The organism is Pseudomonas sp. MD330_10 (genome assembly GCF_042610415.1).
Lineage (GTDB): Bacteria > Pseudomonadota > Gammaproteobacteria > Pseudomonadales > Pseudomonadaceae > Aquipseudomonas > Aquipseudomonas rhodesiae.
The window spans coordinates 79,610-104,364 of record NZ_JBHGZU010000017.1; the positions used below are offsets into that span (position 1 = coordinate 79,610).

The window sequence follows — 24,755 nt, forward strand, 5'->3', positions numbered from 1 at the left end:
AAGGTAGTCCTTTATGTGCTGAATTACCTTCCTTGACGGGCAGCTTCATAAAAACCGGAAGCAAATGCGAATAATTATTCATTGGGCGGCATTTCGGGTGTGACGACGATCAGCCAAGGGGTGAAAGCCTGGGCCCGTATCGGCAGTGTTTGCGCCAACAGTTGCAAGGCATGGTCGCTGTCATCCAGCGGTATGACGGCCGACACTCGTATGCCTTGGAGCGCATGGCGATCGAATTGGACACGGCCGGCGCGATGCCGGGCGATTTCGTCCAGCACCTCGGGCAATGGCCGATTCTCGACCACCAATTGATGACGGCGCCACGCCTCGTTGATGCTGGCCGGGTCGACCGTGCCGCTTAGGCGGACATCATTCGAGCGCATCAGGGCCCGCGAGCCTGCGTCGACCTCCAGCGTCTGCTCGCCATCGGCACTGTGTGCGGCTACGCGGGATTCGAGCATGCTCAGTACGGTGACATCACCGTCTCGCTTGACCACGAACCGTGTGCCCCGCGCGCGCAATGTGCCTTGGGGTGTCTGCACGACAAACGGCCGCGTGCTGTCGTGGGCCACTTCCACCAGTATTTCGCCTTGCAGCAAATCGATACGGCGCTGCTTGCCATCGAAATGCAGGTTCACCGCGCTGACGCCGTTGAAGGCCAGCGTCGAGCCATCTGCCAATTGCAGGGTTTGCCATTGGCCCGGACCGTTGCGCACATCGGCCATCCATTGCTGGGGGTAAAGGCTGACAAGCAATGCGGCGGTTGGAATCGCCAGGCTGCACGCCAATACCAATGCGCGCACGGCGTTCTTGCTACGGCGGTTTCTAGGCTGCGCGAAAGCCGCGTTCAGCGCCGCCTTTGCTAGGTTTTTTTTGCCGCGCAGGGCCTGCATGCGGACAATGACTGCTTCCATTCGAGCGGCGGCCGCAGCGTGATGCGGGCCTTGCTGTTTCCAGCGTTCGAACGCCTGGCGCTGGGGCTCGTTCAGTTCGCCTTCATGCAGGTGCAGGAGCCATTCGGCGGCTTGCTCTTCGATCTCTGGGTGGCTATCCGACATGCTTTATCAAGTGTCCATGCTATGGCCGCAGTGCATGAGCGCCTGGATCAGATATTTGCGTACAGTGCGTTCCGACAATTTGAGCTGGCGGGCGATTTGCTGCTGGGTCATTTCTTCCAAGTAATACAGCACGAATGCCTGGCGCGCGTATTCGTGCATGCCTTCCAGGATAAACGCGATCTGTTCAAGGGCTTCAAGGGTGGTGTGGATCTGCTCCGGGGACTGAAACCCCTCCAATGCGTCCACCGTGAGGGCCAATTCCTGCAGGTAGGCTTGTTCAATCTGTCGGCGCCGCGTCTGGTCAATGATCAGGCGCCGGGCTGTGGTGCTCAGATAAGCCCGGGGTTCGCGAATGCCGGCCACGGACTCGCGCGCGTTCAGGATGCGTGCAAACGTATCCTGGGCCAGGTCGGCCGCATGATGCCGGCAGCGCAGTTTGCGTCGCAGCCAAGTGAGCAGCCAGCCATGATGCTCGCTGTAGAGCTGGGAAATTTCCCGTTGGAATGGCGGTTCACCCACAGACATAGGTGTGACTCAGGCGTTATTGAGAATGGTTTTTAATTGTGCGGCCAAGCAACAGGTAAACGCAATAGACTCGCGTTTGAAGGGGAGTGGAGCCTGTTTTTACGGGCCTTTTCCGGTCATCAGAAAAATTTTTAAATAAAGTGCATTTAAATCAAGACATTGCGAAATTTTGCTGTATGATGCCGCCCACACCGAAAGTGAAGGGTGATTAGCTCAGCTGGGAGAGCATCTGCCTTACAAGCAGAGGGTCGGCGGTTCGATCCCGTCATCACCCACCATTCGCTTCAAGTGTTACGCGCAGCGGTAGTTCAGTCGGTTAGAATACCGGCCTGTCACGCCGGGGGTCGCGGGTTCGAGTCCCGTCCGCTGCGCCATATTCGGTAACCTGGACCACTGAACGCCAGGTCACCACAAGAAGCCCGCTCATTGAGCGGGCTTTTTTGTGCCTGGGATTTGGTTAGTCGGCTTTTCCTTGCGCGGCTGACGGATAGCCAGGTGCTCGAAGCAAAACGAGGCCGTGCCGAACACCGCGATAAGGGTCAGTACGATCATGCCGAGGGTTGAGCTTTCCACAGTGAATTCCTAAATGATGGGGTAGGAAATCACGCTAAGTGCATGGCGAAAACACCTCAATAGACCCGACGCAATCCTTACAGCGTCGGGCCCTTTGTTACGTACTCTTTACGGCGCGTTGCGGCTATGGCGGTAGTCGCTGACTGCTTCATACACCGCCTTGCGCAGGCGGTTGATACCGCCGATGGGGCGGTGCTCCGCGACGCCAAACCAGGGGTTGAACGATTGGTTGTCGCACGCCAGGTTTTGCGCCGGGGTGTCGAAGTCCTGAGCCGGAATCCGGACGGTGGCTACGGTTTCATAGGGCGCGTCGCTCTCTTTCCACTCGATGCTGGTGTCTTCGATGGGCATGAACTTCTGCGGATTCTGCCGCTGGATCTGCAATACGAAGCACGCCGGTACACGATCTGTCGACAGCTGCTGGCTCAAGGCACTGCGCAAGAAGTTCGGCAGGTCCTGGTTCTGTTTGGGCAGCACGTACTCCGGGCAGTTCTGTGGGGCGGGCGCTACGCGGAATTTGGCATTGGCCGCGCCGAACTTGTAGGGCGATACCGAAAAGTAGGTGGTCTGCGTCGGGCTGGCCGGTGCCGGCGCCAGAGTTGCCAGGGCGATAAACAGATGGCGCACTTGCCATGTGCGTGGGTCGATCTTGGGAAAGAACGCCAGCACTTTCTTGCCGTCCGCCTGGGCGCCGATGTTCTGGGCGTACTCCGCGACGTCGCTGACGAAAAAGTTGGGATGGCTGAACATCACAAAGTCTTGTTCGGTACGGCTTTGCTGGTCCGCCAGCAGTTGTTTGCCCGGTACGTCGAGTAACTTGAGCGCCATGCCCCGCGCGTCGCGGATGCTGTCGAACTGTGGGTAGGCATTGCCGTTTGACAGCCGCATGCTGGCCTGCCAGGTCTTACCGGGTTCGGCGAACACGCCCTGGCGCAGCGCAGGGTCCAGATCGCTCAATACACTGACTTCGGCCTTCACGCAGCCATGTGCTTTGGCGTGGGCGTCGCGCAGGTAGCGCGTGCCTTCGCGATGCTGATCGACGATGCGTACCGCCGTCTGGATGATGCCTTGGGTCATCGCTGCTTCACCCGGCGGCACTTGCTCATCTGCCGACACCGGGCCGCTATGTTGCCATGCATACCAGGCCGTGGTCGCCAGCCAGCCAATCAGGCCCAGCGTTACCAGCCAGAGCAACGTCTTGCCAAGAAAGCGGCCAACCCACAACCAGAGGCGTGCAAGCAGGGAAGGGCGGTCATATTGAGATCGAATCATCATGGCAGTTGTTGCTCCAAAGGGCCGCCCAGTACTTTGAGGTATTCCAACAGCGCCCAGCGTTCCTGCGGCAGCAGGCCACGGCCAATCACGCCGTTGCCTCGCTGGCCGGCACGGAATTCGTGGCCGCTGTTATGGTTACCCGTCACCCGGGTGTCGAACAGGAAGGCATTCTTGAACGCCGCGGTCTCAAAGCCCAAATGGCGCGGATCGTACTCGAAGGTGCCCTTATAAAAGGTGGTGCTGCGCTCATCCTGGGGCGAGAGCAGTTGGTAAATAGTCGGCACCGAGCCATTGTGCAGGAACGGTGGCGTGGCCCACACGCCGGCCAGTGGGCGCGCCTTGTAGGCACGCAACTCGCGCACGCCGATCGGCAGGCCATAGCCATCCAGGCGTGGGCGCTCGGCCGGAGTCACGCCGGCGGCGCGGTAGGCGTGGTCTTCGACGAAGGCTGTGACGTAGGCCAGGCCCTTGGCCACCGACATTTTCTTCAGGTCCAACGGTTCGGTCGGGGTGGGGTGCAGTTCGACATTCAGTCGGGCCAGTTCGGCCGGGTCCCATTGCAGGGCGCTGAGGTCGTAACGTTGATCGGCGATATTACTGGCGGTACCGGGGTCGGTGCCGATGTATTCAGCCGGCAGCATTTTCAAGTGCTGCACTGGCCGACCATTTTCCTCGGTCACATTCGGTACGTGGCAGCCTGCGCAGTTTTCGGCGAACAGCGCGCGACCTTGGGCGGCCAGAGGCTTGTCGATGGCGCCGAACAGGTCTTCCGGCCAGGTGGGCGGTTTGAGGCGTTGCAGGGTTTCTTCAATCAGGTTGAGGTCGCGCACCCGTACGCTGGAAGGGTAGCGCGCCTCGCCTTGCAGGGGTTGGCCGGCGCTGTCGAAGAAGGTCAGGGTCGCGCCGACGCCCAGGGCTTCGCCGATGTTGCGTGCCATGGGTTGTTGCGCCGAGCCGTTCCATTGCACCCAGTCGAAGGTCCAGATGTCCCACAGCTGCGGGTAGTCCACGGGGGCATTGGCGACGCGGTAGTTGTCCGGCGAAATCCCATCGCCGAAGCTGGCGTTGGCGATGCGCCCAAAGGCGTCGGTGCGACCGGGGCCCTCTTCGGTGGGATAGAGGCTGCGGTGGGTATCGTTCCAGGCCACTTTGAGAAATTGATTCAGCGACTGTTTGAAGTCCTGACGCAGTTGGCTGCGGTCGGTTTCATATCGATCCCCCAGCACCTGACGGGCGAAGCGCTCGAATTTCCAGGGGTTGTAGTAGGTCGCCGCCAGGCTGGCGACGAGGGCCTGCCCGAAGCTGCCGCCGCGCAGGGTGGGTACGCTTGATGGCAAAACGTGCTGGGCCGAGCCGCCGTCGATACGCAGCGCCTGGCCTTGGAAATGCAACTCGCCGGTATGGCACGCGGCGCAGGTGATATCCAGGTATTCAACGTTGCTGTCGGCGTTTTTGTGGCGGGCGAACCCTACAGGCAGATTGCCGGGGTTTTGCGCGCTGGGCACCTGCTTGGGGTCGACCAGAAAGCCGAAGCGCGCCAGGTATTCTGGTGTGGCAAAGAGTCGCTCGGAGAACGGCAATTCCAGGGCGGTGAACCAATCGTAATGCAGGCCTTTTACCTGGGTGCCCTGAGGCGTGAAGTAGTAGGTCAGGCGGTCGGCGGCGCTCCATTGGTCCTGGTAATGCACCTGCTTCACCGGCACAGAGTCCGGCAGCTTGGGGTTGACGATGTAATAGATCACCACCGTCAGAATCAGGCCCAGCACGAGCCCGATCAGCAGCAAAATACGGGAAAAAATGCGCAAGATAACTATCCTTGTCGAGGGGTTGCGTTGTTATGCCACTAGGCCAGAGGTGCGGCAAGTGGCCATGAGCCTGGATGAAGGCGGTCCCGCGGTCCGTCGCGGGCCCTCATAATGAATGAAAATGCTTTTAAACACGTGAACTTATCGGAAGTTTCCTGCTCACATGCCGGTAGCCATTGGTCGTGGCCGCCTGATAAGCTCGCGACTTTATTCAAATGCCCTATTGGCGCATGAACAAGGAAATAGCATGAAACAGCATCGGTTGGCGGCGGCGGTGGCCCTGGTTAGCCTGGTACTTGCGGGTTGTGATTCGCAGACCAGCGTAGAGCTGAAAACCCCGGCGCAAAAAGCTTCCTATGGCATCGGCCTGAACATGGGCAAAAGCCTTGCCCAGGAAGGCATGGATGACCTGGATTCCAAAGCAGTGGCCCAAGGCATCGAAGATGCCGTCGGCAAGAAAGAGCAGAAGCTCAAAGACGACGAACTGGTTGAAGCGTTCGCCGCACTGCAAAAACGTGCTGAAGAACGCATGGCCAAAATGAGCGAAGAGTCGGCAGCCGCCGGCAAGAAATTCCTCGAAGACAATGCCAAGAAAGACGGCGTCGTCACCACTGCTTCCGGTCTGCAGTACAAGATCACCAAGAAAGCCGATGGCCCGCAGCCTAAGCCTACTGACGTGGTCACTGTTCACTACACCGGTAAGCTGACTAACGGCACTACCTTTGACAGTTCCGTGGATCGCGGCAGCCCGATTGACCTGCCGGTCAGCGGCGTGATTCCAGGTTGGGTCGAAGGTCTGCAATTGATGCACGTTGGCGAAAAGGTCGAACTGTATATCCCGTCCGACCTGGCCTACGGTGCTCAGAGCCCGAGCCCGGCGATTCCAGCCAATTCCGTGCTGGTATTTGACCTGGAGCTGCTGGGCATCAAGGACCCAGCCAAGGCTGAAGCTCCTGCCGCACCGGCCGCCAAGAAGTAATAGGCGCCTGAACACACAACGCCCCGTCTCGACGGGGCGTTGTTGTTTCTGCGGTTCGCGTACATCCAAACGAACGTCCGCAACCTGTAACAGTCTGATATAACACTCGAGCACGGGTAACCGCACAGCAACGCCAAGTCAATGAAATCTTGGGTTTTTTTGAGGTGCGCAAAAAACGCCCGATCTGACTGTAAGCCTTGTAACCCGTGGCTTTCAGGCCGCAAAACAGGCTCTGTTCACAAGGTTATCCACAATTTGTGTGGATAACCTTGTGTGTCGACTGGAACTGGAGTGACCGATGAAACCACCCTTCAATTTCACCCGCTTTCTGCCCATGGCGGCACGTTTGTTGGGGCGTGGACGTTTGCCGACCTTGTTGTTCGCCGTCGCCGCCAAAGGTTCCAGCCAGGGCAGCCGCCTCGGCAAGCTCAAGGACGACCTCAAGCTGCTTCAAGCCCTTTGCCTGGCTTACTGGCGCGGCGAATATCGCGCCATCAGCCCCAAGGCACTGATCTCGATCGTGGCGGGGCTGATGTACTTTCTGAGCCCTATCGACGCGATCCCGGACTTTATCCCGATGTTTGGTATGTTCGATGATATCGCCGTACTAGCATGGATCATGAAGACGCTGGACGGCGAACTTAACGCCTTCCGTGCTTGGCGTGAGGCACAGCGCCCGGAGAAGCTCGCCGTGGTCGAGCGCCTGCCTGCCACGCCTGCGCTGTTGGCCCAGGAAAACCCGCAAAAAAACTGATTGCATCGCTATCCCCCTGCGACCTATACGGCTGTTAGGATTACACTCCTAAGGAAAGTGCTTACGTTGTAAGTGTTGTTATCCTACGGGGCAGTCATGGATATTCAGATAATTTCACGCAACGGCGCACCCGAATACGCGGTGTTGCCATGGGAGCAGTACCAGGCGCTGCTTAAAGCGGCCGGTCAGCAACAGCCTCCATCTCCTTCTTACTCCTCCGCCCAGGCCGCGTCCGATCAGGACCTGCGCCCTCTCGCCGACCTGCGCGGCCTGCGTGAGACCAAGGGCCTTGCCATTGAAGCGCTGGCCCGCACGGTGGGTATCAGCCCTTCTTATCTTGGATTGATCGAAAGTGGTGAGCGTCAGCCGGATGCTGCGATCCGCCGCAGCCTGGCCTGGGAATTGGGCGTTGCAGGTTGGAGGGATGAATCTTGAGCCTACGTATCAGTCGTCAACACTGGGATGGGTTGCTCAATGAACTGGATCAGGCGCGCCGCCAGCGCCATCTACTGACGTATCGGGCGCTGCTGGAGCGTTTGCAGTTTCCCTCGCCGGCCATGCAGACCTTGGCCGCCGCCTTGGAGCACCTGGCGGCCTTGGATGCCAAGGCCGATCAGCCGCTGCGTAGCTCCTTGGTGATCAGCCAGGGCGCCAGCCGCCTGCCGCGTACTGGTTTTTTTGAATGCGTGGAGCGTCTTGGGCGTTTCAGCGGACCGTCTGACGGTGTGGCCGCTGCCTCCTGGCATGCTTCGGAAGTGGTACGGGTATTCGAATACGAGTATCCGGAGTCCGCCGAGGCTTAAAGCGTTGGCGAGAGCATGTCCATGCTGTTGATCACATGGACGCTATAGCCCTCCATGTCCTTGGCATGATGCTTGGCCTGCGACGCCAGCTCTGCCAACTGGCTGGCGTCGAGCTGTTCACAGGCCTGTGGATGTAGATGGACAACGCCGATCGACAGCGAAAGCAGGGCAAACTCCTGGCGCACACCCTGGCGGTTCAATGCGACGAAGCAGCCGGCATCCAGGTGTTCGGCGCGGTAGAAGCGCCGGCATTGGGTGTGAAAATCATCCAGCAACTGGTTGAGCCGTCTGCGCCAATCCTGCGGCCCCAGTACCAGCAAAAAATCATCGCCACCGATATGCCCGACGAAGTCGCGGCTGGGGTCGACCCGGTCGTTCAGGCACTGCGCCAGGCACAGCAACACCTCATCCCCCCGTCCGTAGCCATAGATATCGTTGAAGGGCTTGAAGCTGTCGATGTCCACGTAGCAGATCACGGATTCCCGTTGCTGCTGTAACAGGCGCGTGAGGCACTGCTGAATCGGCACGTTGCCCGGCAGCAACGTCAGTGGATTGGCGTAGCGCGCCTGTTGGATTTTCAGCTCGGTGATCAGCTTCAGCACGTCGATCACCCGACCCAGGCCTAGGTAGTCACCATTGAGTGTGATGATGAAATCTTCTTCAATCCGTTGCCGCGCGCGGCTGGTCAGCAGGCGGCTGACCTGTTGCAGCGACTGGCTTAGCTCCACTGCCAGGAAGTCACTGCTCATCAGGCGGCTGATGGGCTTGCGCGCGAAAAGATCGGTGGCGAACGGCTTGAGCAGTGCGTCGGACAGCGAATGCCGGTGCACGATGCCCACAGGGTGACCGCGGCCATCGAGCACTGCCAGGGAGTTGAGATTGGCCTGGCGGCGAAAGGCCTCCAAGACTTGGGCGGTGGCGGTGTCTTGATCCACCGCCGGTTGTTCGTTCAGCAGGGCGCTGAGGTCGCTGCCTTCTTCGTTGAGGGACATGTTGGCGCTGTCGGGTTTGGGCAGCATCAACCGCGCTTCCTGCGGTGGCTGTTCCTGTGGCCGACAGAGCAAATAGCCCTGGACCAGGTCGACGCCCATTTCCATCAATACCGCCAGCTCTTCCGGCAACTCGATACCTTCGGCGATCACTTGCGCGCGCGATGCCTTGGCGATTTGCAGGATCGAGCCGACAAACTCGCGCTTGAGCGCATCTTGGTGGATGCCGTCGATAAAGTGCCGGTCGATTTTGACGTAGTCGGGACGTAGCTCTGACCACAGGCGCAAGCTCGAATACCCGGCGCCCAGATCGTCCAAGGCGATGGAAAATCCCATGTTGCGATAGTGGTGCAGGGCGGTCTGCAGTAGATCGAAATCGTCAGTGGGGGTTTGTTCGGTGAGTTCGATCACCACTTGGCTGGGCGGGATGCCGAAGTCGTGCAGCAGTTGCAGAGTGCGGCCCGGCTGGTGTGCCGTTTCCATCAAGGATTCCGGCGAGCTGTTGAGAAACAGCTTGCCCGGCAGTTGCTGTTCGCTGAAGCGTCGACAGGCACTCTCGCGACATGCCATTTCCAAATCGCTCAGGCGTCCGGCCTGGCTGGCCACGGCGAACAGCGCGACGGGGGAGTGCAGGGGGCTGTTGGAGGGGCCGCGGCTGAGCGCTTCGTAGCCCAGAATACGTCGTTCGGATAAGCACAGGATCGGCTGGAACAGGCTGTGCAAACTGCCTTGAGCCAGGATTGAGCCCAATGCGTTCAGCTGTTCGGTCATGGTCATGGCGATCTCGATCGAAAAAAAAGGACCCCAGGCATAATGCCTGGGGTCCTTTATTTCACGACAGAATGATGTCTATTTGATGACACTCCGGAGAGCGTTCACATTAAATCGCCATCATTTACTGCTTGGCTACCTGCTTGCTGACCTTCAGGTAGTCCAGCAGAATTCGGCCCGTCTCGGCCAAGTAGGCGTCGTCTTCCGGCTTGGTTTTATCCGCCTCGGTTGGCAACGCGTCTTCGTCTTCTTTCTTAAGCTCCTTGAGCGGGTCTTCACCCTTCGCCTTGCGGCGGATGTTTTCCAGGGCCAGTTGCTTGTTTTCGATATCGCTATGCTGCGCACGGCGGTCCGCTTCATTGAGGCTGACGGTTTTTTCTTCCATCAACTTCTTGGCCAGGGCCAGCTTGTCGCGGATGAACACGAATTCGGCGTCCTTGGCGGAGCGGGTGTCGTGGTCAGCTTTGAGCTGTGCGAGGAATGGCTTGAACGGGTCGGATGCCGGCTTGATAGCGGGACGGATGGTGTCCCACGGCATGGCTTCCGGCAAAGCGCTTTCGCCGATTTCCTTGGTGTCGATGACCGACGGAAAATCGATATCCGGCAGCACGCCCTGGTGCTGGGTGCTCTGTCCGGACACCCGGTAGAACTTGGCAAGTGTCAGCTTCAGCTCGCCATGGTTGAGCGGCTGGATAGTCTGCACGGTGCCTTTGCCGAAGGTCTGGCCGCCGATGATCAGCGCGCGGTGATAGTCCTGCATGGCACCGGCGAAAATCTCCGAAGCCGACGCCGAGAGGCGGTTGACCAACAGCGCCATCGGCCCTTTGTAGAACGCGCCCGGGTTTTCGTCTTCCAGCACGTCGACACGGCCGTCGGCGTTGCGTACCAACACGGTCGGGCCTTTGTCGATAAACAGGCTGGTCAGCTCGGTGGCTTCTTGCAGCGAGCCGCCGCCGTTGTTGCGCAGGTCGATGACCACGCCGTCGACTTTTTCCTTCTGCAGTTCTGTCAGGATTTTCTTAACGTCGCGGGTGGTGCTCTTGTAGTTCGGGTCGCCAGCACGGAAGGCTTTGAAGTCCAGGTAGAAGGCCGGGATCTCAATGACGCCCAGTTTGTAATCCTTGCCATCCTGTTTGAGGTTAAGGACTTTCTTCTGCACGGCCTGGTCTTCGAGCTTCACCGCTTCACGGGTGATCGACACAATCTTGCTGGTCTGGTCGTTGGGGGCATTGGTGTGCGGAATCACTTCCAGGCGTACCACGCTGCCTTTTGGACCACGGATCAGCTTGACCACTTCGTCCAGGCGCCAGCCGACGACATCGACCATCTCTTTGTCTGCCTGGGCCACGCCGATGATCTTGTCGGCCGGTGCGACCTGCTTGGTCTTGTCGGCCGGACCTGCTGGCACCAGACGCACGATCTTGACTTGGTCGTTGTCGCTTTGCAGGACGGCACCGATGCCTTCCAACGACAGACTCATATTGATATCGAAATTTTCCGCGTTATCTGGCGACAGATAATTTGTGTGCGGGTCGTAGGACATCGCGAAGGTGTTGATGTACGCCTGGAAGATATCTTCGGCGCGGGTCTGATCCAGACGCGCCAGCTGATTCTTGTAACGCTTGGTCAACAGCTCTTGGATGGCCTTGGGCTCTTTGCCGGCAATCTTCAGGCGCAGCACTTCGTCTTTGACGCGTTTGCGCCACAGATCGTCGAGGGCAGCGGTGCTGGTCAGCCAAGGGGCGTCCTTGCGGTCCACCAGAAGAGTTTCTTTCTGGGTGAAGTCAAGTTTGTCGACGCCTTTGTCCAGTTCAGCCAGCGCGAAGTCCAGACGCGCTTTGACGCGGTCCAGGTAGCGCTTGTAGATGGTGAAACCGGGTTGCAGGTCGCCGCTCTTGAGGAAGTCGTCGAACTGGGTCTTCCACTTGTCGAACTCAGCGATGTCGCTGGCCAGGAAGTAGCTGCGCGACGGATCCAGCAGCTTGAGGTAGCTGTCGTAGATGATCACCGAGCGCGCGTCGTCCAGCGGCGGCTTGCTGTAGTGATGGCGCTTGAGCAACTCGACGACGTTTAGGCTGGCGATCACCTCATCGCGATCCGGCTGAAGGTTGTCCCAGCTGTTGGCTGCGAACGTATGGGTCGACATCGACGCAAAGCCGAGACCAATGAAAAGAGCGAGGGCGGTGCTGGGGAACAGATGCTTCATGCTGGTTCGACGCGGGGGCAATTGATAACGCATATTAGGCCGTCTTTGAAGTCGCCGGTTCCGTGTGGGCCGGTCGCATAATGCAAAAAGCCCGGCGCTACTGCTACGGGCTCAGTCCAGACTCACTATGGAGGCACTGTGAAAGCATTGCAAGGCGTTGAAGGTCATGTGATGCGCTTGGCGCCCCGAGTCCTACATAGGATGTAGGCTCATTTCACATTCTAATGACGACTTCTGGCCTTGATCGCGTCGATTTATAGCAGCCTCCAGGGCGGCATCAAACCCAGTGATGAATCGGCCAGCCCGCCTGCTCGGCATGTGCCCGCAATACCGGATCCGGGTTCACCACCTGGGGATGATCGACCTTCAGCAGCAGTGGCAAGTCATTGCGCGAATCCGAATAGAAGTACGCACCGTCCAGGTTTTCATCTTCCTGCGCCAGCCAGTCCAGCAAACGCTTGATCTTGCCTTCCCGGTAAGTCAGTACGCCCACCGTTTTACCGCTGTAAACGCCATGGCTGACCTCCAGCTCGATGCCCAGCACTTCGTCGATGCCGATACGCGCAGCAATCGGCTTGACCAAATGCGTGCCCGACGCGGAGATCACCAGAATCCGGTCGCCCTGCGCTCGGTGGCGGGCAATGGTTTTGGTGGCGTCGCTGTAGATCAGCGGTTCGATCACGTCTTCGACCCACGGCTCCACCAAGTGCTCGATTTCCTCCGGCGTGCGGCCGATCATCGGCTCCAGGCTGAAGTCCATAAACTCTTCCATCGCCAGTTTGCCTTGGCTGTAGGCGTCCATCAGTTCGTTGTTCCTGCGCATGAACGACTCGGGGTCGACCCAGCCCAGACGGCCCATCTGCTCGCTCCATAAGGTGGCGCAGTCGCCGTGGATCAGGGTGTCGTCCAAATCAAAAATTACCAATGCCATCCGTTACGCTCTCTCAATAAATCACTGCTCAGGCTACTTCACATAGCGCGCTGGGGTCGATGGAAAGTGCCAGGCGCTGGCCGTCAGGGTGCAGATCCTGCGCCGAACGGTTGAGCACATCCACCACCAGCTCTACGCCGCGGGCTTCGATACGATAGCGGATCACGTTGCCCAGCAGACTGTGGCTGCGCACTAGTGCGTCAAGTTCGCCGCTGCGGCTCAGTTCGATGGATTCCGGGCGAATCGCGATGCGGCCGCTGATCGGGCGTTGCAGCAAGCGACTAGCCGTGTCGGAGTCCAGCAGGTTGTAGTTGCCGATAAAACCGGCGGCGAATACGTCCACCGGCGCCGTATAGAGCGTCTCCGCATCGCCGCTCTGCACGATCTTGCCCTGGTTCATCAGGAAGATGCGGTCGGACATGGTCAGCGCTTCCTCCTGGTCATGGGTCACGAAAATCGTGGTCAGCCCCAGCTCGCGCTGAATCTCGCGGATCTGTTCGCGCAGGTGCTTGCGAATCCGGGCATCAAGCGCCGACAGCGGTTCATCCAGCAGCAACAGGCGTGGGCGGGTCACCAGAGAGCGGGCCAGGGCGACACGCTGGCACTGGCCGCCGGACATCTGGTGCGGATAACGGCCTGCCAGGTCTTTGAGTTCCACCAGTTGCAGTACTTCCTGCACGCGCTTGTGGCTGTCAGCGGCGTTGACCTTTTGCATGCGCAGGCCAAACGCGACGTTTTGCTCGACGGTCATGTTGGGGAACAGCGCATAGCTCTGGAACACCATGCCGATGTGGCGCTTCTGTGGGCTCAGCGGAACGATGTCCTGGCCATCCAGCAGGATTTGCCCACTGTCCACGGCTGTCAGGCCGGCGATGCAGCGCAGCAGGGTCGATTTGCCGCAACCGGACGGGCCGAGCAGGGTGACGAATTCACCCTTGGCGATTTCGCAATTGATGTCGCTGAACACCGGCGTGCCGGCGTAGCTTTTCTGCAGATGTTGCACGCTGACGAAGCTCATTGGCTTTTGTCCTTGTTCAAGAAGGTGGCGACCCAGGTCAATACCAGTACAAAGAAGAAGTAGGAAATGACCACGGCGCTGGTGAAGTGGCCGCTGCTGTTGCGCATATTGTTGAGGTACACCTGCAGGGTTTCGTAGCGGGTGCCCACCAGGATGTTGGCGAACACGAACTCACCGAACAGGAACGAGAACGACAGTAACAGTGCCACCATCAGGCCTTTGCGCAGATTGGGCAGCACCACCAGGATTGCGGCTTGCCAGGTGCTGGCGCCGAGCAGTTGCGAGGCGTCCATCAGGTCGCGCAGGTTGATGGCCTGCAGGTTGTTGGTGATCGCCCGATACATAAACGGCAGCGCGACCGTGAAGTAGCAGCCGATCAGGATCCACGGCGTGCCCACCATCGCCATCGGCCCGGAGCCGTAAAGCTGCAGCAAGCCTACCGACGACACCACCGGCGGCACCGCAAACGGCAGCAGGATCAGGATATTCATCAGCGCGTCGAGTTTGGGAAAGTGGTAATGCACCACGAACAGCAGCGGCAGGATCAGCACCACCGACAGGATCAGCGCGCCCACGCACACTACCAATGATTGACCGAAGGCCATCAGAAAGCGCGGGTCGCTCCACAGCTGCACATACCATTTCAGGGTAAAACCGGCCGGCAGAATGGTCGCCGACCAGCTGCTGGCAATCGAATAGACAAACGTGCCCACCAACGGCAGTACCAGAATGGCAAACAGCAGGTACACCATCACGCGATGGTAGAGGGAGGCCGGGCCGGCTTCAGCGCGAGACATGGTAGCTCCTCTTGAGCAGCAATTGATGGACCACGGTGATCACGGTCATCAACGCCACCAGGACCACGGCGAGGGCGCTGGCCATGTTCGGGTCCAGGGAGATATCCCCGGACACCATCGCGGCGATGCGGATCGGCAAGACGTTGAAATTGCCGGTGGTCAATGCGTACACCGTGGCATAGGCGCCCAAGGCATTGGCCAGCAGGATCACGAAGGTGCCGAGCAGCGCGGGCGTGAGCACTGGCAGGCCAATGTGTCGCCAGAACTGCCAGCCACTGGCGCCCAGCAGCGCTGCCGACTCACGCCAGTCCTCGCGCAAGGCATCGAAGGCCGGGTAAAGCAGCAACACGCCGAGAGGAATCTGGAAATAGGTATAGAGGATGATCAACCCGGTTTTCGAGTACAGGTTGAAGTCTTCGATGATGCCCGCCTGCTTGAGCATGATCGTGATACTGCCGTTGAACCCCAACAGAATGATGAAGGCGAAGGCCAGGGGGACGCCGGCGAAGTTGCTGGTCATGTTGGCGAAGGCGGTGACGAAGTTGCGCAGGGGCGAGTCCACCCGGCGCAGCGAGTAGCTGCCCAGCACGGAAATGATGATCCCGAACACACTGGAGTAGAAACTGATCTCCAGACTGTACTGGATGGCCTGCAGGTAGAACTTGGAGCTGAAGATCCGCGTGAAGTTGTCTACGCCCCAGCCGGACTCTTCGGTTTGCAGGCTGTTGATCAGCACCCATGCCAACGGCGCGATTTCGAACACGATAAAGAACAGGGCAAAAGGCATCAGGCACAGCAGGGCCAGCCATTTGCCGCGGGTCATGGCATTCACTTGAGCAACTCCCGGCAGACAGGTTTGTCGTGGGGCACGCCCAATAGTTCGCAGACAGTGCCGCACAGCTCGGTTTGTTTCGGCGCTGCGCCGGCATCCAGGCTGAAGGCATCGCCCAGCACAAACAGTGGTACTTCGCGCTCTTCCGGCAGCAGGCCGTTGTGGGAGCGGTCGTTGTTCATGCCGTGGTCGGCGGTCACCAGCACCTGGTAGCCGGCATCGAGCCAGCCTTGCAGGTAATCGGCCAGGATGATGTCGGCCGAGCGGGCGCTGTTGCGATATTGCGCGGTGTCGAGGCCATGTTTGTGGCCGGCGTCGTCGATGTTCATCGGGTGCACCAGCAGAAAGTTCGGCGTGTGCTTGAGCCGCAAGCTTTCGGCATCGGCGAACAGGTGGGAGTCCGGGTAGTGGTCATTCCAGTAGAAATGCCCGTGTTGGATCGCCAGCGCCGGGTCGTGGGTATGACGGTCCCGCGCAGGCATGAACGGCGTGCGGTTGTACAGCTCGCTGACCCAGTGATAAGCCGCCGCTGCGGTACTAAGGCCGGCGGCGGTGGCGTAATGGAATAGGCTGCGCTGGTTGGACAGGCGCGAGACGTTGTTGTGGACGATACCGCTCTGGATCGGCGGTACGCCGGTGAGGATGCATTCGTACAACGGGCGGGACAGCGCGGGCAGTTCACAATCCAGTTTGTAGAGGGCTGCGCGTCCTGCGCTGACATACGCTTGCAAATGTCCCATGGCGTGCCTTGCAACCTCGAAGTTCAGGCCGTCGAGCACGACAAGGATGACGTTGTGCTTCATGGGGGAGAGCGCTCCGCAGCAATAGACTTGACTCAATTCCTCAGGAGGAAAGAGGTCAAAAGTATGGGAGGGGGCTAGCCCCCTCCCATATTGGATCTCCAGTGGATTTCCAATGTGGGCGACAGGCTTATTTCATCTCTACGATGACCTGCTCGTTCCACAGCTGAGGCAACTTCTTGGACGTTTTTTCCCAGGCATCGGCGTCCTTGATCGGCTGTGGGTTGGCCTTGGTGTACTGCTCGCCCGGGATCAGGTTCTTGGCGATATCGGCCGGCAGTTTCAGGTCGGTTTCGGCACGGATGGGGCGTGCATTGCCCCGGGCCAGGTTGAGCTGGCCGGCATCGCTGAAGATGTACTCGCGGGTCAACTTGGCCGCATTCGGGTGCTTGGCGTATTTGTTGATGATGGTGGTGTAGCCGGATTTCACCGAGCCGTCCGATGGGATCAGCACCACGTAGTCATCCGGGTTGGCCATTTTGGCTTTGTAGCTCAGGCCGTTGAAGTCCCAGACGATGCCCACTTCGACTTCGCCTTTTTCCATGGTGGCGATGGTCGGGTTGGACAGTGAGAGGCGCCCTTGCTGGGCGATCTTGGTGAAAAACTGCAGCCCAGGGGCAATGTTCTTCTCGTCGCCTTTGTTGGCGATAGCTGCTGCCAATACGCCGTTGGCCGCCTGTGCCGCTGTGCTGACGTCACCCACGGACACCTTGTACTTGCCGGTTTGCAGGTCGGCCCAGCTGTGGGGGACTTCAGAGCCGTGCAGCAGCTTTTTGTTGACGATAAACGCGATAGTGCCGGTGTACGCCAGCGCCCAGTGGCCGTCCTTGTCTTTTGCCCAATCCGGCACCTGTGCCCAGGTGGACGGTTTGTAAGGCTGGGTCACTTCCTGCTTCACCGCAATCGGGCCGAAGGCGGCGCCGACGTCGCCGATATCGGCGCTGGCATTGTCCTTTTCGGCTTTGAACTTGGCAATTTCCTGGGCGGAACTCATGTCGGTGTCGATGTGCTTGAGGCCGTAGGTCTTGGCCAGATCGTCCCAGGTGCCTTTCCAGTTGGCCCAGTCATCGGGCATGCCGACGCTGTTGACGGCGCCTTCCGCTTTCGCGGCGGCTTCCAGGGTTTTTAGATCGGTATCGGCAGCCATGGCCGCGGTGCACATGGCAATGGTCGAGCCTAACAGTGATGCCAGGAAAAGCTGTTTCATCCGAAGCTCCTATGGGCGTTAACAACGCTGCGTTTTTACGAACGATTGCGGTGGTTTGGTCTAGGTCAGCAATACCTGAGCCAATCTAGGCTCGATGGATGACAGTTTCATGTCGATGTCGTTTTTAAAGCGTTGATGTCGGTCAGCGCAAACTTAGCGTAGACCATGCCCCAGGGCCCGCATTGACTGGACTTGGCCGATGTATTGCAGAGTGTGGTATGCCACCCCGGCAGGTGCTGTCATCTCTCGGTCATTTGTAATGCCTAGGCTGACACGCAGTAACAAGGGCCCATTTATCGAGCGCTTTATGCACCTGAACGGTGCTGGTCTAGTCCAGATAGGTAACGTTGATGCGTGATGAAGCAATCAAGGCGGTGACTTCCATCGGCCTGGCGCTGCAGGAGCAGATCGATCACGGTCTATTGCCCCCCGGCCACAAATTGCCTGCCGAACGCAAGCTTAGCGAGTTGTTTGGTACCACTCGCATAACCGTGCGGGAAGCCTTGTTACAACTGGAGGCTCAAGGGCAGATCTATCGCGAGGAACGCCGTGGCTGGTTTGTATCGCCGCCGCGACTGGCCTACAACCTGATGCAGCGCAGCCACTTTCACGCGATGGTCAGTGATCAGGGCCGGGTGGCGTCCACCGAAGTACTCAGCGCACGCTTGCAACCGGCCTCGGCGGCGGTGTGCGCCTGGCTGCAGTTGCCGGCGTTGTCCAGCGTGATTCAGATCTGCCGGGGCCGGCGGATCGATGGGCGCTTGGTGTTGTATGTAGAGCACTACCTGAACCCGCTGTATTTTCCCGGAATCCTGGCGTGTGATTTGACCCAGTCGATGACTGAGCTGTACGCAAGCAAGTACGACGTGCATTACGGGCGGGTGCGTTTCGAGATCGTCCCGACCTCACTGCCCGTGGAGGCGGCCGCTGCGTTGCGCGTCTCGGTGGGCAGCCCCGGCCTGCGCATTGCCCGGGTCAACTATGACCAGCACCAGCGCCTGATCGACTGCGATCTGGAGTTTTGGCGGCATGACGCGATTCACGTGGGGGTGGATGTCGTCTGAGTGAACAGCGGCCAATCCAAGTCCCCCTTAAGACCGCTGTCATTTAGCCGCGCGGCGTAAGGCTTTTGATCACCTGATCCACATTGTTTTCCAACTCCGTCACCGGCTCCGCGCCGTCGACGTTGAGTACCAGAAGCTGCGCGCCACCTGCTGTCACTGCGGCTTTTACCGCCTCACTCGGCTGACGATGATGCAGCACCACTCCGACGTCATTGTCCTTCAGATCAGCGGTGAGTTTGCGCAATGCGTCGGGCGTCCACTCGGCGTCGGGGCGGGCGTCCGTGCTGAGCGCTTCCAGGTTCAGGCTGCTGATCAGGTAGGCGAAATGATCGCTCAGGCTGACCACGCTCAGGTTGTCCGCCTTGGCCAGGCGTGCCTCGCTGTCGGCGCTGAATTTAAGCAGGCGTTGCTTGAGGGCGGCGAGATTGGCGTCGATCTTCGTTTTGGCCCCCGGCGCCAGACGGCTCAGGTCGGCGGCCATTACATCGGCCATGCGGCCCAGGTTGTTACTCGATTGCCAGGGCTGGCTATTCAAACCGTCGGAGGCGCCGGGTTGCACGGCGATCCCCGGCAAACCCCCGTCCACCGGACGCGCGGCATCCACTTCGACGATACGGATATTGCTGCGTCGCGCCACCGGGTACAGCGCGTCATCCGGCCATAGCGAGCGCAAACCGATGGCGGCGTCGGCGTCTTGGGCCAATGTGCTGAGCGCCGATGCGCCACGCCCCGTGAAATACGATACCTGTCGCGTGCCGGGTAGGTTGGCCGGCGCGGCACGTTCCAGCTGCACGTCGGTGCCTTTGAGCAACACGTCCGCCAGGCCATAAGTGATGGGCAACGAGGCTAGCACTTTCACAGGTTTGGCGGCGTGCACCGCCGGTTTCACCGATTCGGTCGCCATCAGCGGTGTGGCGATCAGGCAGGCGAAGGCCAGAGTCAGAGGGTGTAGAACGAAGCGCATTATCCAAGGTTCCCTTTCAGGCTGGGGACGACGCCCCGCGCGATGGCCGCGCAGGCGAAGGCGATACCGGCGACGAGGATGATCGCGGCGCCGGAGGGTATGGGCAGGTCAAATATGATCGGTAGCAGAATGCCACAGAGGGTGCTGACGGTGGCGATCACCACCGAGACCCAGAAAAACCCTTTGAGCGACTGGCTCAACAGCCGCGCCGCCGCCGCCGGAATCACCAGCAGCGCGCCCACCAGGATCGCGCCGATGACCTTGACCGCCGCCACGGTGATCAGTGTCACCAGGATCACGAACAGATAATCCAAAGTCTTCACTGCCACGCCACGCACGGCCGCCAGTTGGGGATTGAAGCTGGCGAGCATGATGCGGTTGTACAGCGGCAATGCCAGGGCCATCACCAGGGAACCGACAATCGCCAGCACCAGCAGATCGTTGCCGTTAACCGTCAGTACCGAACCGAACAACACGTTTTCCAGGATGTGTACATTGATCTTGCCCGCCAGGATCAACAGCAGGCTCGCGCCCAATGCCAGGGAAACCGACAGGAACACGCCGATCAAGGTGTCCGGCGCCAGCCCGGTGCGGTTGCGCAAGTAGTTGAGCAGGATGCCGAACAACAGGCAGTAGCCGAACAGGCTGCCGTACGGCCCGGTGTAGGGCTCGCCGAGCAGAATGCCCACGGCTACGCCGGTCAGCGCGGCGTGGCCGACCGCTTCGGAGAAGAACGCAAAGCGTTTGACTACCACCAGCGTGCCCAGTCCACCCAATACCGGGCCGATCAACAGGCCCGCGAGCAATGCGTTGACTACAAAGCCGTAGGCCAAGGCTTCCGGCAGGTAACCCGAAGAAGCCCAGCCCTGGACCATCAGGCGAAATGCTTCATAACTCATGGCGCCGTGCTCCGAGGGTGAGTAGAGAACAGGGTCAGCAGGCGGTCAGGCGTCAGCGCTTCTTTGGGCGTGGCATCGAACAGCACGCGGCGGTTCAGACCAGTTACCCGATCTGCCAGGCGGCCAACCGCTTCCAGATCGTGTTCGATCCACAGGACGGTGATGCCAGCCAGGCGCCAGTCGTTGAGCAGGCGTTCGAACACCTGGATGCCGGCCTCATCGAGGGCCGACATCGGTTCATCCAACACCAGCAATTGGGGGGCCGGGATCAGGCCCTGGGCCAGCAGCACGCGCTGGCGTTCGCCGCCGGATAACGCGCCCATGCGGCGCTTGCGCTTATCCTGCATGCCCACCCGCTCCAGCGCCTCGCCGATGGCGGCCGCGTAATGCCGGGACAGGCCAAGAAACGCCGGGCGCCGCTGGCACATTGCAGCCATGAAATCGTCGACGGTCATCGGCAAACCTCGGTCGAACTCCAAGGCCTGGGGGACATAGCCGATGGTGCCGGGCGAGGACGGCCACGCCAGACTCAAGCGGCCCTGGTGCGGTGTCTGCCCCAGCAATGTCTTGATCAGCGAGCTTTTCCCGCCGCCGTTTGGTCCCACCAGCGCGTGGATGCTGCCCGGCTGGACCTGAAAACTCACCTCGGCCAGGATCGCGGTACGGCCCAGGGTCAGCGACACCTTGTCGAAGTCGAGGGTCGGCCCGATGCTGGCGACGTTCAGCTGTTCGGCGGCGGTCATGCGCCTGACTCCTGAATGGCACGGACCACGGTGTTGAGGTTGCCGGTCATTTCCACTTCATACTTTTCAGCGCTGTATTCGCCGTAGGAAATATGCGAGAGCGGGTACAGCTTGACCCCGGATTCGCGCTGGATGGTATCGACGTAGGTGGACGGGAAATCCATCTCCGAGAAAATCACCTTCACATCCAAGGCGCGCAGTTCATCGATGGTTTTCTTCAACTGGCTTGGGCTGGGTTCTATACCGTGGGCTGGCTCGACCACTGCGGTGACTTCCAGGCCAAACTCGCGCAGCAGGTAGTCGTAGGCCGCGTGCACCGTGGCGACACGCAGGTCTGGGTTGGGCGCGCTGGTGAGCTTGGCCAGGGCGTCGGCGCGCATCTGGCGCAGGCGCTTGCCGTAGGCGCGGGCGTTCTGGGTGTAGGTCTTGGCGTTGTCGGGGTCGAGCTTGCCCAGTTCGCGGGCGATGTTGTTGACCTGGGCAATCGACGCGCTGATCGACAGGAAGGTATGTGGGTTGACCACTTTGCCCGCGCCGCGCGCGGCGTTGCCGGTGGCGGCCAGCAACGGCACATTGGCGTTGGCCTCGATCACCGGGATGTCGGGGCGTTCGCTGGTGGCGATCATGCGGTCGGCGAAATCGTCATGGCCGACACCATTGAGCACGATCACGTCCAGCGTGCCGATGCGCTTGATGTCCTCGGCGCGCGGCTCGTAGGCGTGGGGGTTGAACCCGGCCGGGATCAGCGGCACCACCTCGGCCTTGTCGCCGACGACATTGGCCACGTAACTGTAATAAGGGTGCAGCGTGATGCCGATGCGCAGGCGCTTGGCCGCTTCGGCGTTGGCGAAAGGGGTGAGCATCAGGCTGAGCAGGCCAACCAGCAGTAGGCGCAACAGGGGAGATGAAATAGACATGGGCAATCGGTCTTCTCGTTCAGTGACGGTGCTGGCGGGTCACGCCGGCATCGAATTGCGTGACCACCTGTTGCCAGCCGGCTGCGATCAGCGCCTGGTCAGTGAGGTCGGAAGGGGCGGCGATGTCGTTGGATCGGTTGAGCCAGATATCCGGTTCGCTGCCCTGCACGCGCATCAGCAATGAGCCGCTCACCCCAGGTGCCTGGCTCATTCCCAGATAAGCCGACGGTGTCAGCAACTGCCAGCGGTGATCGCCACGGCTGACCGAGCTGGCATCTTGAGCGAACGGCGCGAAGCCTTCCTCGGCCAGTTGCTCGGGCGTCGGCAGGGCGCTCTGCTCTTGTTGCAACAGATGGATTTCATCCAGGGTCACGCGCAGGTCGGCGTAGATGCCTTGCTCGGCGGCGCTCAGGTCGCGCCGCGCGTCCAATTGATGGCTGGGCAGAGTCGCAACCTGCTGGGACTCGCCGTGAAGGGCCACCACCGTCCCGGCGACCGCCAGGATGATCAGGCACACCAGCAGAACGTAGAGGGTTTCGTGGCCGGCACCAGCGGGGCGTACAACCTGGGTAGTACTCATTGGGGCTGGATATCCGCTTGATCGATTTCCACCACATGGCCAGGGCCGGCATCGAACAACACGTAGAACTCGGCCGAAGGTTTCTTGAACGTGAGGGTCGAATCCTCGCCGAGTTTGCCGGGCATCAGGATGGTTTCGTCGTAGCCGATCACGTCCAGGGTCACGCCGGGTGCACCGCTGCCATCGGAGAATCCACCTTTGCACTGGATTTGCTCGCCGGGTATTTCCTTGCATTCGCACATGGGATTGTGGGCCACGGCGGTGGCGCTGAAGCCTACACACAGCAGCGCGATGATATAGGTGCGCAGGATCGAGGTCATGGTTTTACTCCTTGCTTGTTCAGCCAGGCAATGGTGGCAGGGGAGGCCTGGCTCAGCGGGATGGAACCCTGGTGCATCGTGCCGTCCCAGCCTTCCATGGTGACCCACAGTTCGGCGTCTACCGGCGTGCGCTCCGGCACCGGCAGACCGGCCCCCATGCGATACGGCGTGCCAAAGAAGATCACGCCGGCGGCGCGTAGGCTGCGGGGTTTGCCGATACGCAGATAAGTGGCCTTGACCTGATCGGCGCAGACGTCACACAGGGCAGCATTGAAAAATTTCATCGGGCCCGCCGGGTCGGGGCGCGGGCCCTCGTTACGGAACTCGGCGAGGGTCAGGCTCCAGGGGCCGACCTGCACTTCACCGGCTACCCGTTCGCCGATACCGGTGTCCCCGCGAAACAGTGCGGCGTCGGCGAAGTACTTGGGCATAAAGCCCAACGGCACCAGCACGAGGAGGATGTTGATATGGAAACGCCATTTCAGCCAGAACGCCCGCAGCGGCGACGGCGGTGCAGCGGCAGCGACTTTGCTCATCGGTTGGTCTCCGGGGTTTCAGCCTGCATGGCCGGGATGGACGCGGCCTGGCGCGGCGCTTTGTGGCTGCGTTTGAGGGCATTGGCGGTGGCCAGGGCGGTGCGTTTGGTCCAGATCAGCAGGCCACTCAATACCATCATGCTCAGCACCAGACCGAAGAACGCCCAGATCAGCTTGATCCACAGGCCACCGAAGTCTCCGGTGTGCAGCGGGCGCATGGATTCGGTGACGAACTCCAGGGCAGTGCGGTCGGACAACAGGTGCGAAACGGCGATATCGCCGTCATAAGGGTTCAGTTGCGCGGTCTGGAACATCAGCGGGTACCAGCCGCGGCCACCGATCTGCAGATGGCTGTAAGCGTTGAGCGGCAGGAATACGAAGCTGGCTTCCAGCCCTGGAATGCGCTGGGTGGCGATCTTGATGGCATCGTCCAAGGGAATCATCGGTGCCGGTACGCCAGGGGCGGATGTCGGTACTTTCTCCCGGGCGATTACCGGCACGATGGGTTCGCTGGAAATGGAGATCTGGTTGTCCCCCAGGAACGCCTGGATCAAGAACCAGGTGCCGGTGATGGAAATAACCGCAATGAACCAGATCGACCAGATTCCGCTCAGGCGGTGGAAGTCGCCCCAGAAGATCCGCGCACCATGGCGGATACGCAAGGTCGGGCGCAGGAAACCTTTCCAGAAGCGCTTGTACACCACCAGGCCGGTGATCAGTGACGCCAGCAACGGCAAGCCGAGCAATGAAACCAGGTACCAGCCCCAACTGTAGCCGTTGGTAAAAGGCACCAGCCACCAGCCGTGCAGCGCGCGGGTGAATTGCTGGAAATCGAAAGCAGGGCTGATGCCCTGGATCGCGCCGGTATAAGGGTTGGCATACGCCTCCACCGAACGTCCGTCGGGATAGCTCAGGCCCACACTCAAGGCGAAGTGCGATTCATCGGGGCGAATGATGGAGCGCACGATGACGTGCGGATCGTCGCGCTTGATGGCGGCGATCACTTGGTCAAAGCTCAGCGGTTCGGCATCGTCGGACGGTTTGCTCGCGCGGATGTCAGGGTTGGCCAGCCAGACGATTTCCTGGCTGACCACCGCCAGGGTGCCGGTGACGCAGACGATCAGTACAAAAAACCAGATGGGCAACGCCAGCCAGCTGTGTACGAGAAACCAGAGTTTGGAGCGCGACTTCTTCGACATGTGAATGAGGGTCTTGATCGGAGGGGCAATGCGGGCCCGGAAAAGGCCAGTCGTAGCTTTTGCTGACGCGACAGGCTGTATCTAAGTTAAGACGGATGAGAATGAGAAATCCCTAAGGCACAAATGAAAGAAAATGTTTCAAGCTTTCATCCGTGCCTTATCGCTTGCTTGATATCGCCCAACAAACGGGGGGTGGGGCTTGCTCTGGTC

26 protein-coding genes and 2 tRNA genes are annotated in these 24,755 nt (G+C 60.1%); 7 read left to right on the forward strand and 21 right to left on the reverse strand.

Annotated elements, in window-relative coordinates:
- Window positions 1-74: 74 nt before the first annotated feature.
- Window positions 75-1,058 (reverse strand): FecR domain-containing protein, encoded by a 984-nt coding sequence (locus tag ACFZPT_RS21715; RefSeq protein ID WP_034096722.1) that lies wholly within the window; start codon window positions 1,056-1,058, stop codon window positions 75-77.
- A gap of 6 nt (window positions 1,059-1,064) precedes the next feature.
- On the reverse strand, window positions 1,065-1,583 hold the full coding sequence (locus ACFZPT_RS21720) for a sigma-70 family RNA polymerase sigma factor (protein ID WP_034096723.1): 519 nt from the start codon (window positions 1,581-1,583) through the stop codon (window positions 1,065-1,067).
- A 202-nt stretch (window positions 1,584-1,785) separates the two neighbouring features.
- On the opposite strand from ACFZPT_RS21720, the gene ACFZPT_RS21725 reads away from it, so the two are divergent.
- Both ACFZPT_RS21725 and ACFZPT_RS21730 read left to right on the forward strand, forming a co-directional pair.
- Window positions 1,786-1,861 (forward strand) — tRNA-Val (locus tag ACFZPT_RS21725).
- A gap of 19 nt (window positions 1,862-1,880) precedes the next feature.
- Window positions 1,881-1,957, forward strand: a tRNA-Asp gene (locus ACFZPT_RS21730).
- A 49-nt stretch (window positions 1,958-2,006) separates the two neighbouring features.
- On the opposite strand, the gene ACFZPT_RS21735 is transcribed toward ACFZPT_RS21730, so the two are convergent.
- The 3 genes from ACFZPT_RS21735 to ACFZPT_RS21745 form a co-directional block, all read right to left on the reverse strand.
- On the reverse strand, window positions 2,007-2,156 hold the full coding sequence (locus ACFZPT_RS21735) for a hypothetical protein (RefSeq protein WP_169868311.1): 150 nt from the start codon (window positions 2,154-2,156) through the stop codon (window positions 2,007-2,009).
- A gap of 108 nt (window positions 2,157-2,264) precedes the next feature.
- Window positions 2,265-3,431: a catalase family protein gene (locus tag ACFZPT_RS21740; RefSeq protein ID WP_034096724.1), complete on the reverse strand. Its 1,167-nt coding sequence runs from the start codon at window positions 3,429-3,431 to the stop codon at window positions 2,265-2,267.
- On the reverse strand, window positions 3,428-5,236 hold the full coding sequence (locus tag ACFZPT_RS21745) for a cytochrome c (RefSeq protein ID WP_099313162.1): 1,809 nt from the start codon (window positions 5,234-5,236) through the stop codon (window positions 3,428-3,430). The genes ACFZPT_RS21740 and ACFZPT_RS21745 overlap by 4 nt, the downstream gene beginning before the upstream one ends.
- Window positions 5,237-5,483: 247 nt before the next feature.
- Here ACFZPT_RS21745 and ACFZPT_RS21750 point away from each other — a divergent pair, with 247 nt between their 5' ends.
- The 4 genes from ACFZPT_RS21750 to ACFZPT_RS21765 all read left to right on the forward strand — a co-directional run bounded on the left by ACFZPT_RS21750 (window position 5,484) and on the right by ACFZPT_RS21765 (window position 7,772).
- A complete protein-coding gene (locus tag ACFZPT_RS21750) occupies window positions 5,484-6,215 on the forward strand; it encodes an FKBP-type peptidyl-prolyl cis-trans isomerase (protein ID WP_034096726.1) in 732 nt (243 codons plus the stop codon).
- 298 nt (window positions 6,216-6,513) lie between these two features.
- Window positions 6,514-6,969, forward strand: coding sequence for a YkvA family protein (locus ACFZPT_RS21755; protein ID WP_047882852.1), 456 nt, complete (start codon window positions 6,514-6,516; stop codon window positions 6,967-6,969).
- 96 nt (window positions 6,970-7,065) lie between these two features.
- Window positions 7,066-7,404, forward strand: a complete 339-nt coding sequence (locus tag ACFZPT_RS21760; protein ID WP_034096728.1) for a helix-turn-helix transcriptional regulator — start codon at window positions 7,066-7,068, stop codon at window positions 7,402-7,404.
- The gene (locus ACFZPT_RS21765) at window positions 7,401-7,772 is read left to right on the forward strand and encodes a hypothetical protein (protein WP_034096729.1); all 372 of its coding nucleotides are present in this window, start codon (window positions 7,401-7,403) and stop codon (window positions 7,770-7,772) included. The genes ACFZPT_RS21760 and ACFZPT_RS21765 overlap by 4 nt, the downstream gene beginning before the upstream one ends.
- Here ACFZPT_RS21765 and ACFZPT_RS21770 read toward each other — a convergent pair.
- The 8 genes from ACFZPT_RS21770 to ACFZPT_RS21805 form a co-directional block, all read right to left on the reverse strand.
- Window positions 7,769-9,538: a bifunctional diguanylate cyclase/phosphodiesterase gene (locus tag ACFZPT_RS21770; RefSeq protein WP_099313163.1), complete on the reverse strand. Its 1,770-nt coding sequence runs from the start codon at window positions 9,536-9,538 to the stop codon at window positions 7,769-7,771. The two genes, ACFZPT_RS21765 and ACFZPT_RS21770, sit on opposite strands and share 4 nt — an antisense overlap.
- A 118-nt stretch (window positions 9,539-9,656) precedes the next feature.
- On the reverse strand, window positions 9,657-11,738 hold the full coding sequence (locus ACFZPT_RS21775) for a carboxy terminal-processing peptidase (protein WP_169868305.1): 2,082 nt from the start codon (window positions 11,736-11,738) through the stop codon (window positions 9,657-9,659).
- A 277-nt stretch (window positions 11,739-12,015) separates the two neighbouring features.
- A complete protein-coding gene (locus tag ACFZPT_RS21780; RefSeq protein ID WP_034096732.1) occupies window positions 12,016-12,669 on the reverse strand; it encodes an HAD family phosphatase in 654 nt (217 codons plus the stop codon).
- A gap of 28 nt (window positions 12,670-12,697) precedes the next feature.
- Window positions 12,698-13,687 carry an ABC transporter ATP-binding protein gene (locus tag ACFZPT_RS21785; RefSeq protein ID WP_034096733.1) on the reverse strand — a complete coding sequence of 330 codons (990 nt, stop codon included), beginning with the start codon at window positions 13,685-13,687 and terminating at the stop codon, window positions 12,698-12,700.
- Window positions 13,684-14,484, reverse strand: coding sequence for an ABC transporter permease (locus ACFZPT_RS21790; RefSeq protein ID WP_034096734.1), 801 nt, complete (start codon window positions 14,482-14,484; stop codon window positions 13,684-13,686). The genes ACFZPT_RS21785 and ACFZPT_RS21790 overlap by 4 nt, the downstream gene beginning before the upstream one ends.
- A complete protein-coding gene (locus tag ACFZPT_RS21795) occupies window positions 14,471-15,307 on the reverse strand; it encodes an ABC transporter permease subunit (protein ID WP_169868363.1) in 837 nt (278 codons plus the stop codon). The genes ACFZPT_RS21790 and ACFZPT_RS21795 overlap by 14 nt, the downstream gene beginning before the upstream one ends.
- A gap of 5 nt (window positions 15,308-15,312) precedes the next feature.
- Window positions 15,313-16,119: an alkaline phosphatase family protein gene (locus ACFZPT_RS21800; protein WP_034096736.1), complete on the reverse strand. Its 807-nt coding sequence runs from the start codon at window positions 16,117-16,119 to the stop codon at window positions 15,313-15,315.
- Window positions 16,120-16,246: 127 nt separating this feature from the next.
- Window positions 16,247-17,323 carry an ABC transporter substrate-binding protein gene (locus ACFZPT_RS21805; protein WP_034096737.1) on the reverse strand — a complete coding sequence of 359 codons (1,077 nt, stop codon included), beginning with the start codon at window positions 17,321-17,323 and terminating at the stop codon, window positions 16,247-16,249.
- Between the two features lie 350 nt (window positions 17,324-17,673).
- Between ACFZPT_RS21805 and ACFZPT_RS21810 the strand changes: the two genes are divergently transcribed.
- A complete protein-coding gene (locus ACFZPT_RS21810; RefSeq protein WP_034096738.1) occupies window positions 17,674-18,387 on the forward strand; it encodes a UTRA domain-containing protein in 714 nt (237 codons plus the stop codon).
- Window positions 18,388-18,430: 43 nt separating this feature from the next.
- On the opposite strand, the gene ACFZPT_RS21815 is transcribed toward ACFZPT_RS21810, so the two are convergent.
- From ACFZPT_RS21815 to ACFZPT_RS21850, 8 genes are read right to left on the reverse strand one after another with little or no spacing between them, the layout of a single operon-like run.
- Window positions 18,431-19,351: a metal ABC transporter solute-binding protein, Zn/Mn family gene (locus ACFZPT_RS21815; RefSeq protein ID WP_034096739.1), complete on the reverse strand. Its 921-nt coding sequence runs from the start codon at window positions 19,349-19,351 to the stop codon at window positions 18,431-18,433.
- A complete protein-coding gene (locus ACFZPT_RS21820; protein WP_040266411.1) occupies window positions 19,351-20,250 on the reverse strand; it encodes a metal ABC transporter permease in 900 nt (299 codons plus the stop codon). The genes ACFZPT_RS21815 and ACFZPT_RS21820 overlap by 1 nt, the downstream gene beginning before the upstream one ends.
- Complete coding sequence (locus ACFZPT_RS21825; RefSeq protein ID WP_034096741.1) at window positions 20,247-20,993, reverse strand: metal ABC transporter ATP-binding protein; 747 nt, start codon at window positions 20,991-20,993, stop codon at window positions 20,247-20,249. The genes ACFZPT_RS21820 and ACFZPT_RS21825 overlap by 4 nt, the downstream gene beginning before the upstream one ends.
- Window positions 20,990-21,910, reverse strand: a complete 921-nt coding sequence (locus ACFZPT_RS21830; protein WP_034112760.1) for a metal ABC transporter substrate-binding protein — start codon at window positions 21,908-21,910, stop codon at window positions 20,990-20,992. The genes ACFZPT_RS21825 and ACFZPT_RS21830 overlap by 4 nt, the downstream gene beginning before the upstream one ends.
- A gap of 19 nt (window positions 21,911-21,929) precedes the next feature.
- Window positions 21,930-22,490 carry a DUF6162 family protein gene (locus ACFZPT_RS21835; RefSeq protein ID WP_099313164.1) on the reverse strand — a complete coding sequence of 187 codons (561 nt, stop codon included), beginning with the start codon at window positions 22,488-22,490 and terminating at the stop codon, window positions 21,930-21,932.
- Window positions 22,487-22,810, reverse strand: a complete 324-nt coding sequence (locus tag ACFZPT_RS21840; RefSeq protein ID WP_034096744.1) for a hypothetical protein — start codon at window positions 22,808-22,810, stop codon at window positions 22,487-22,489. The genes ACFZPT_RS21835 and ACFZPT_RS21840 overlap by 4 nt, the downstream gene beginning before the upstream one ends.
- Entirely contained in the window at window positions 22,807-23,346 is a 540-nt protein-coding gene (locus ACFZPT_RS21845) for a hypothetical protein (RefSeq protein ID WP_034096745.1), read from the reverse strand. The genes ACFZPT_RS21840 and ACFZPT_RS21845 overlap by 4 nt, the downstream gene beginning before the upstream one ends.
- Complete coding sequence (locus ACFZPT_RS21850; RefSeq protein ID WP_034096746.1) at window positions 23,343-24,545, reverse strand: PepSY domain-containing protein; 1,203 nt, start codon at window positions 24,543-24,545, stop codon at window positions 23,343-23,345. The genes ACFZPT_RS21845 and ACFZPT_RS21850 overlap by 4 nt, the downstream gene beginning before the upstream one ends.
- Window positions 24,546-24,755: the final 210 nt, after the last annotated feature.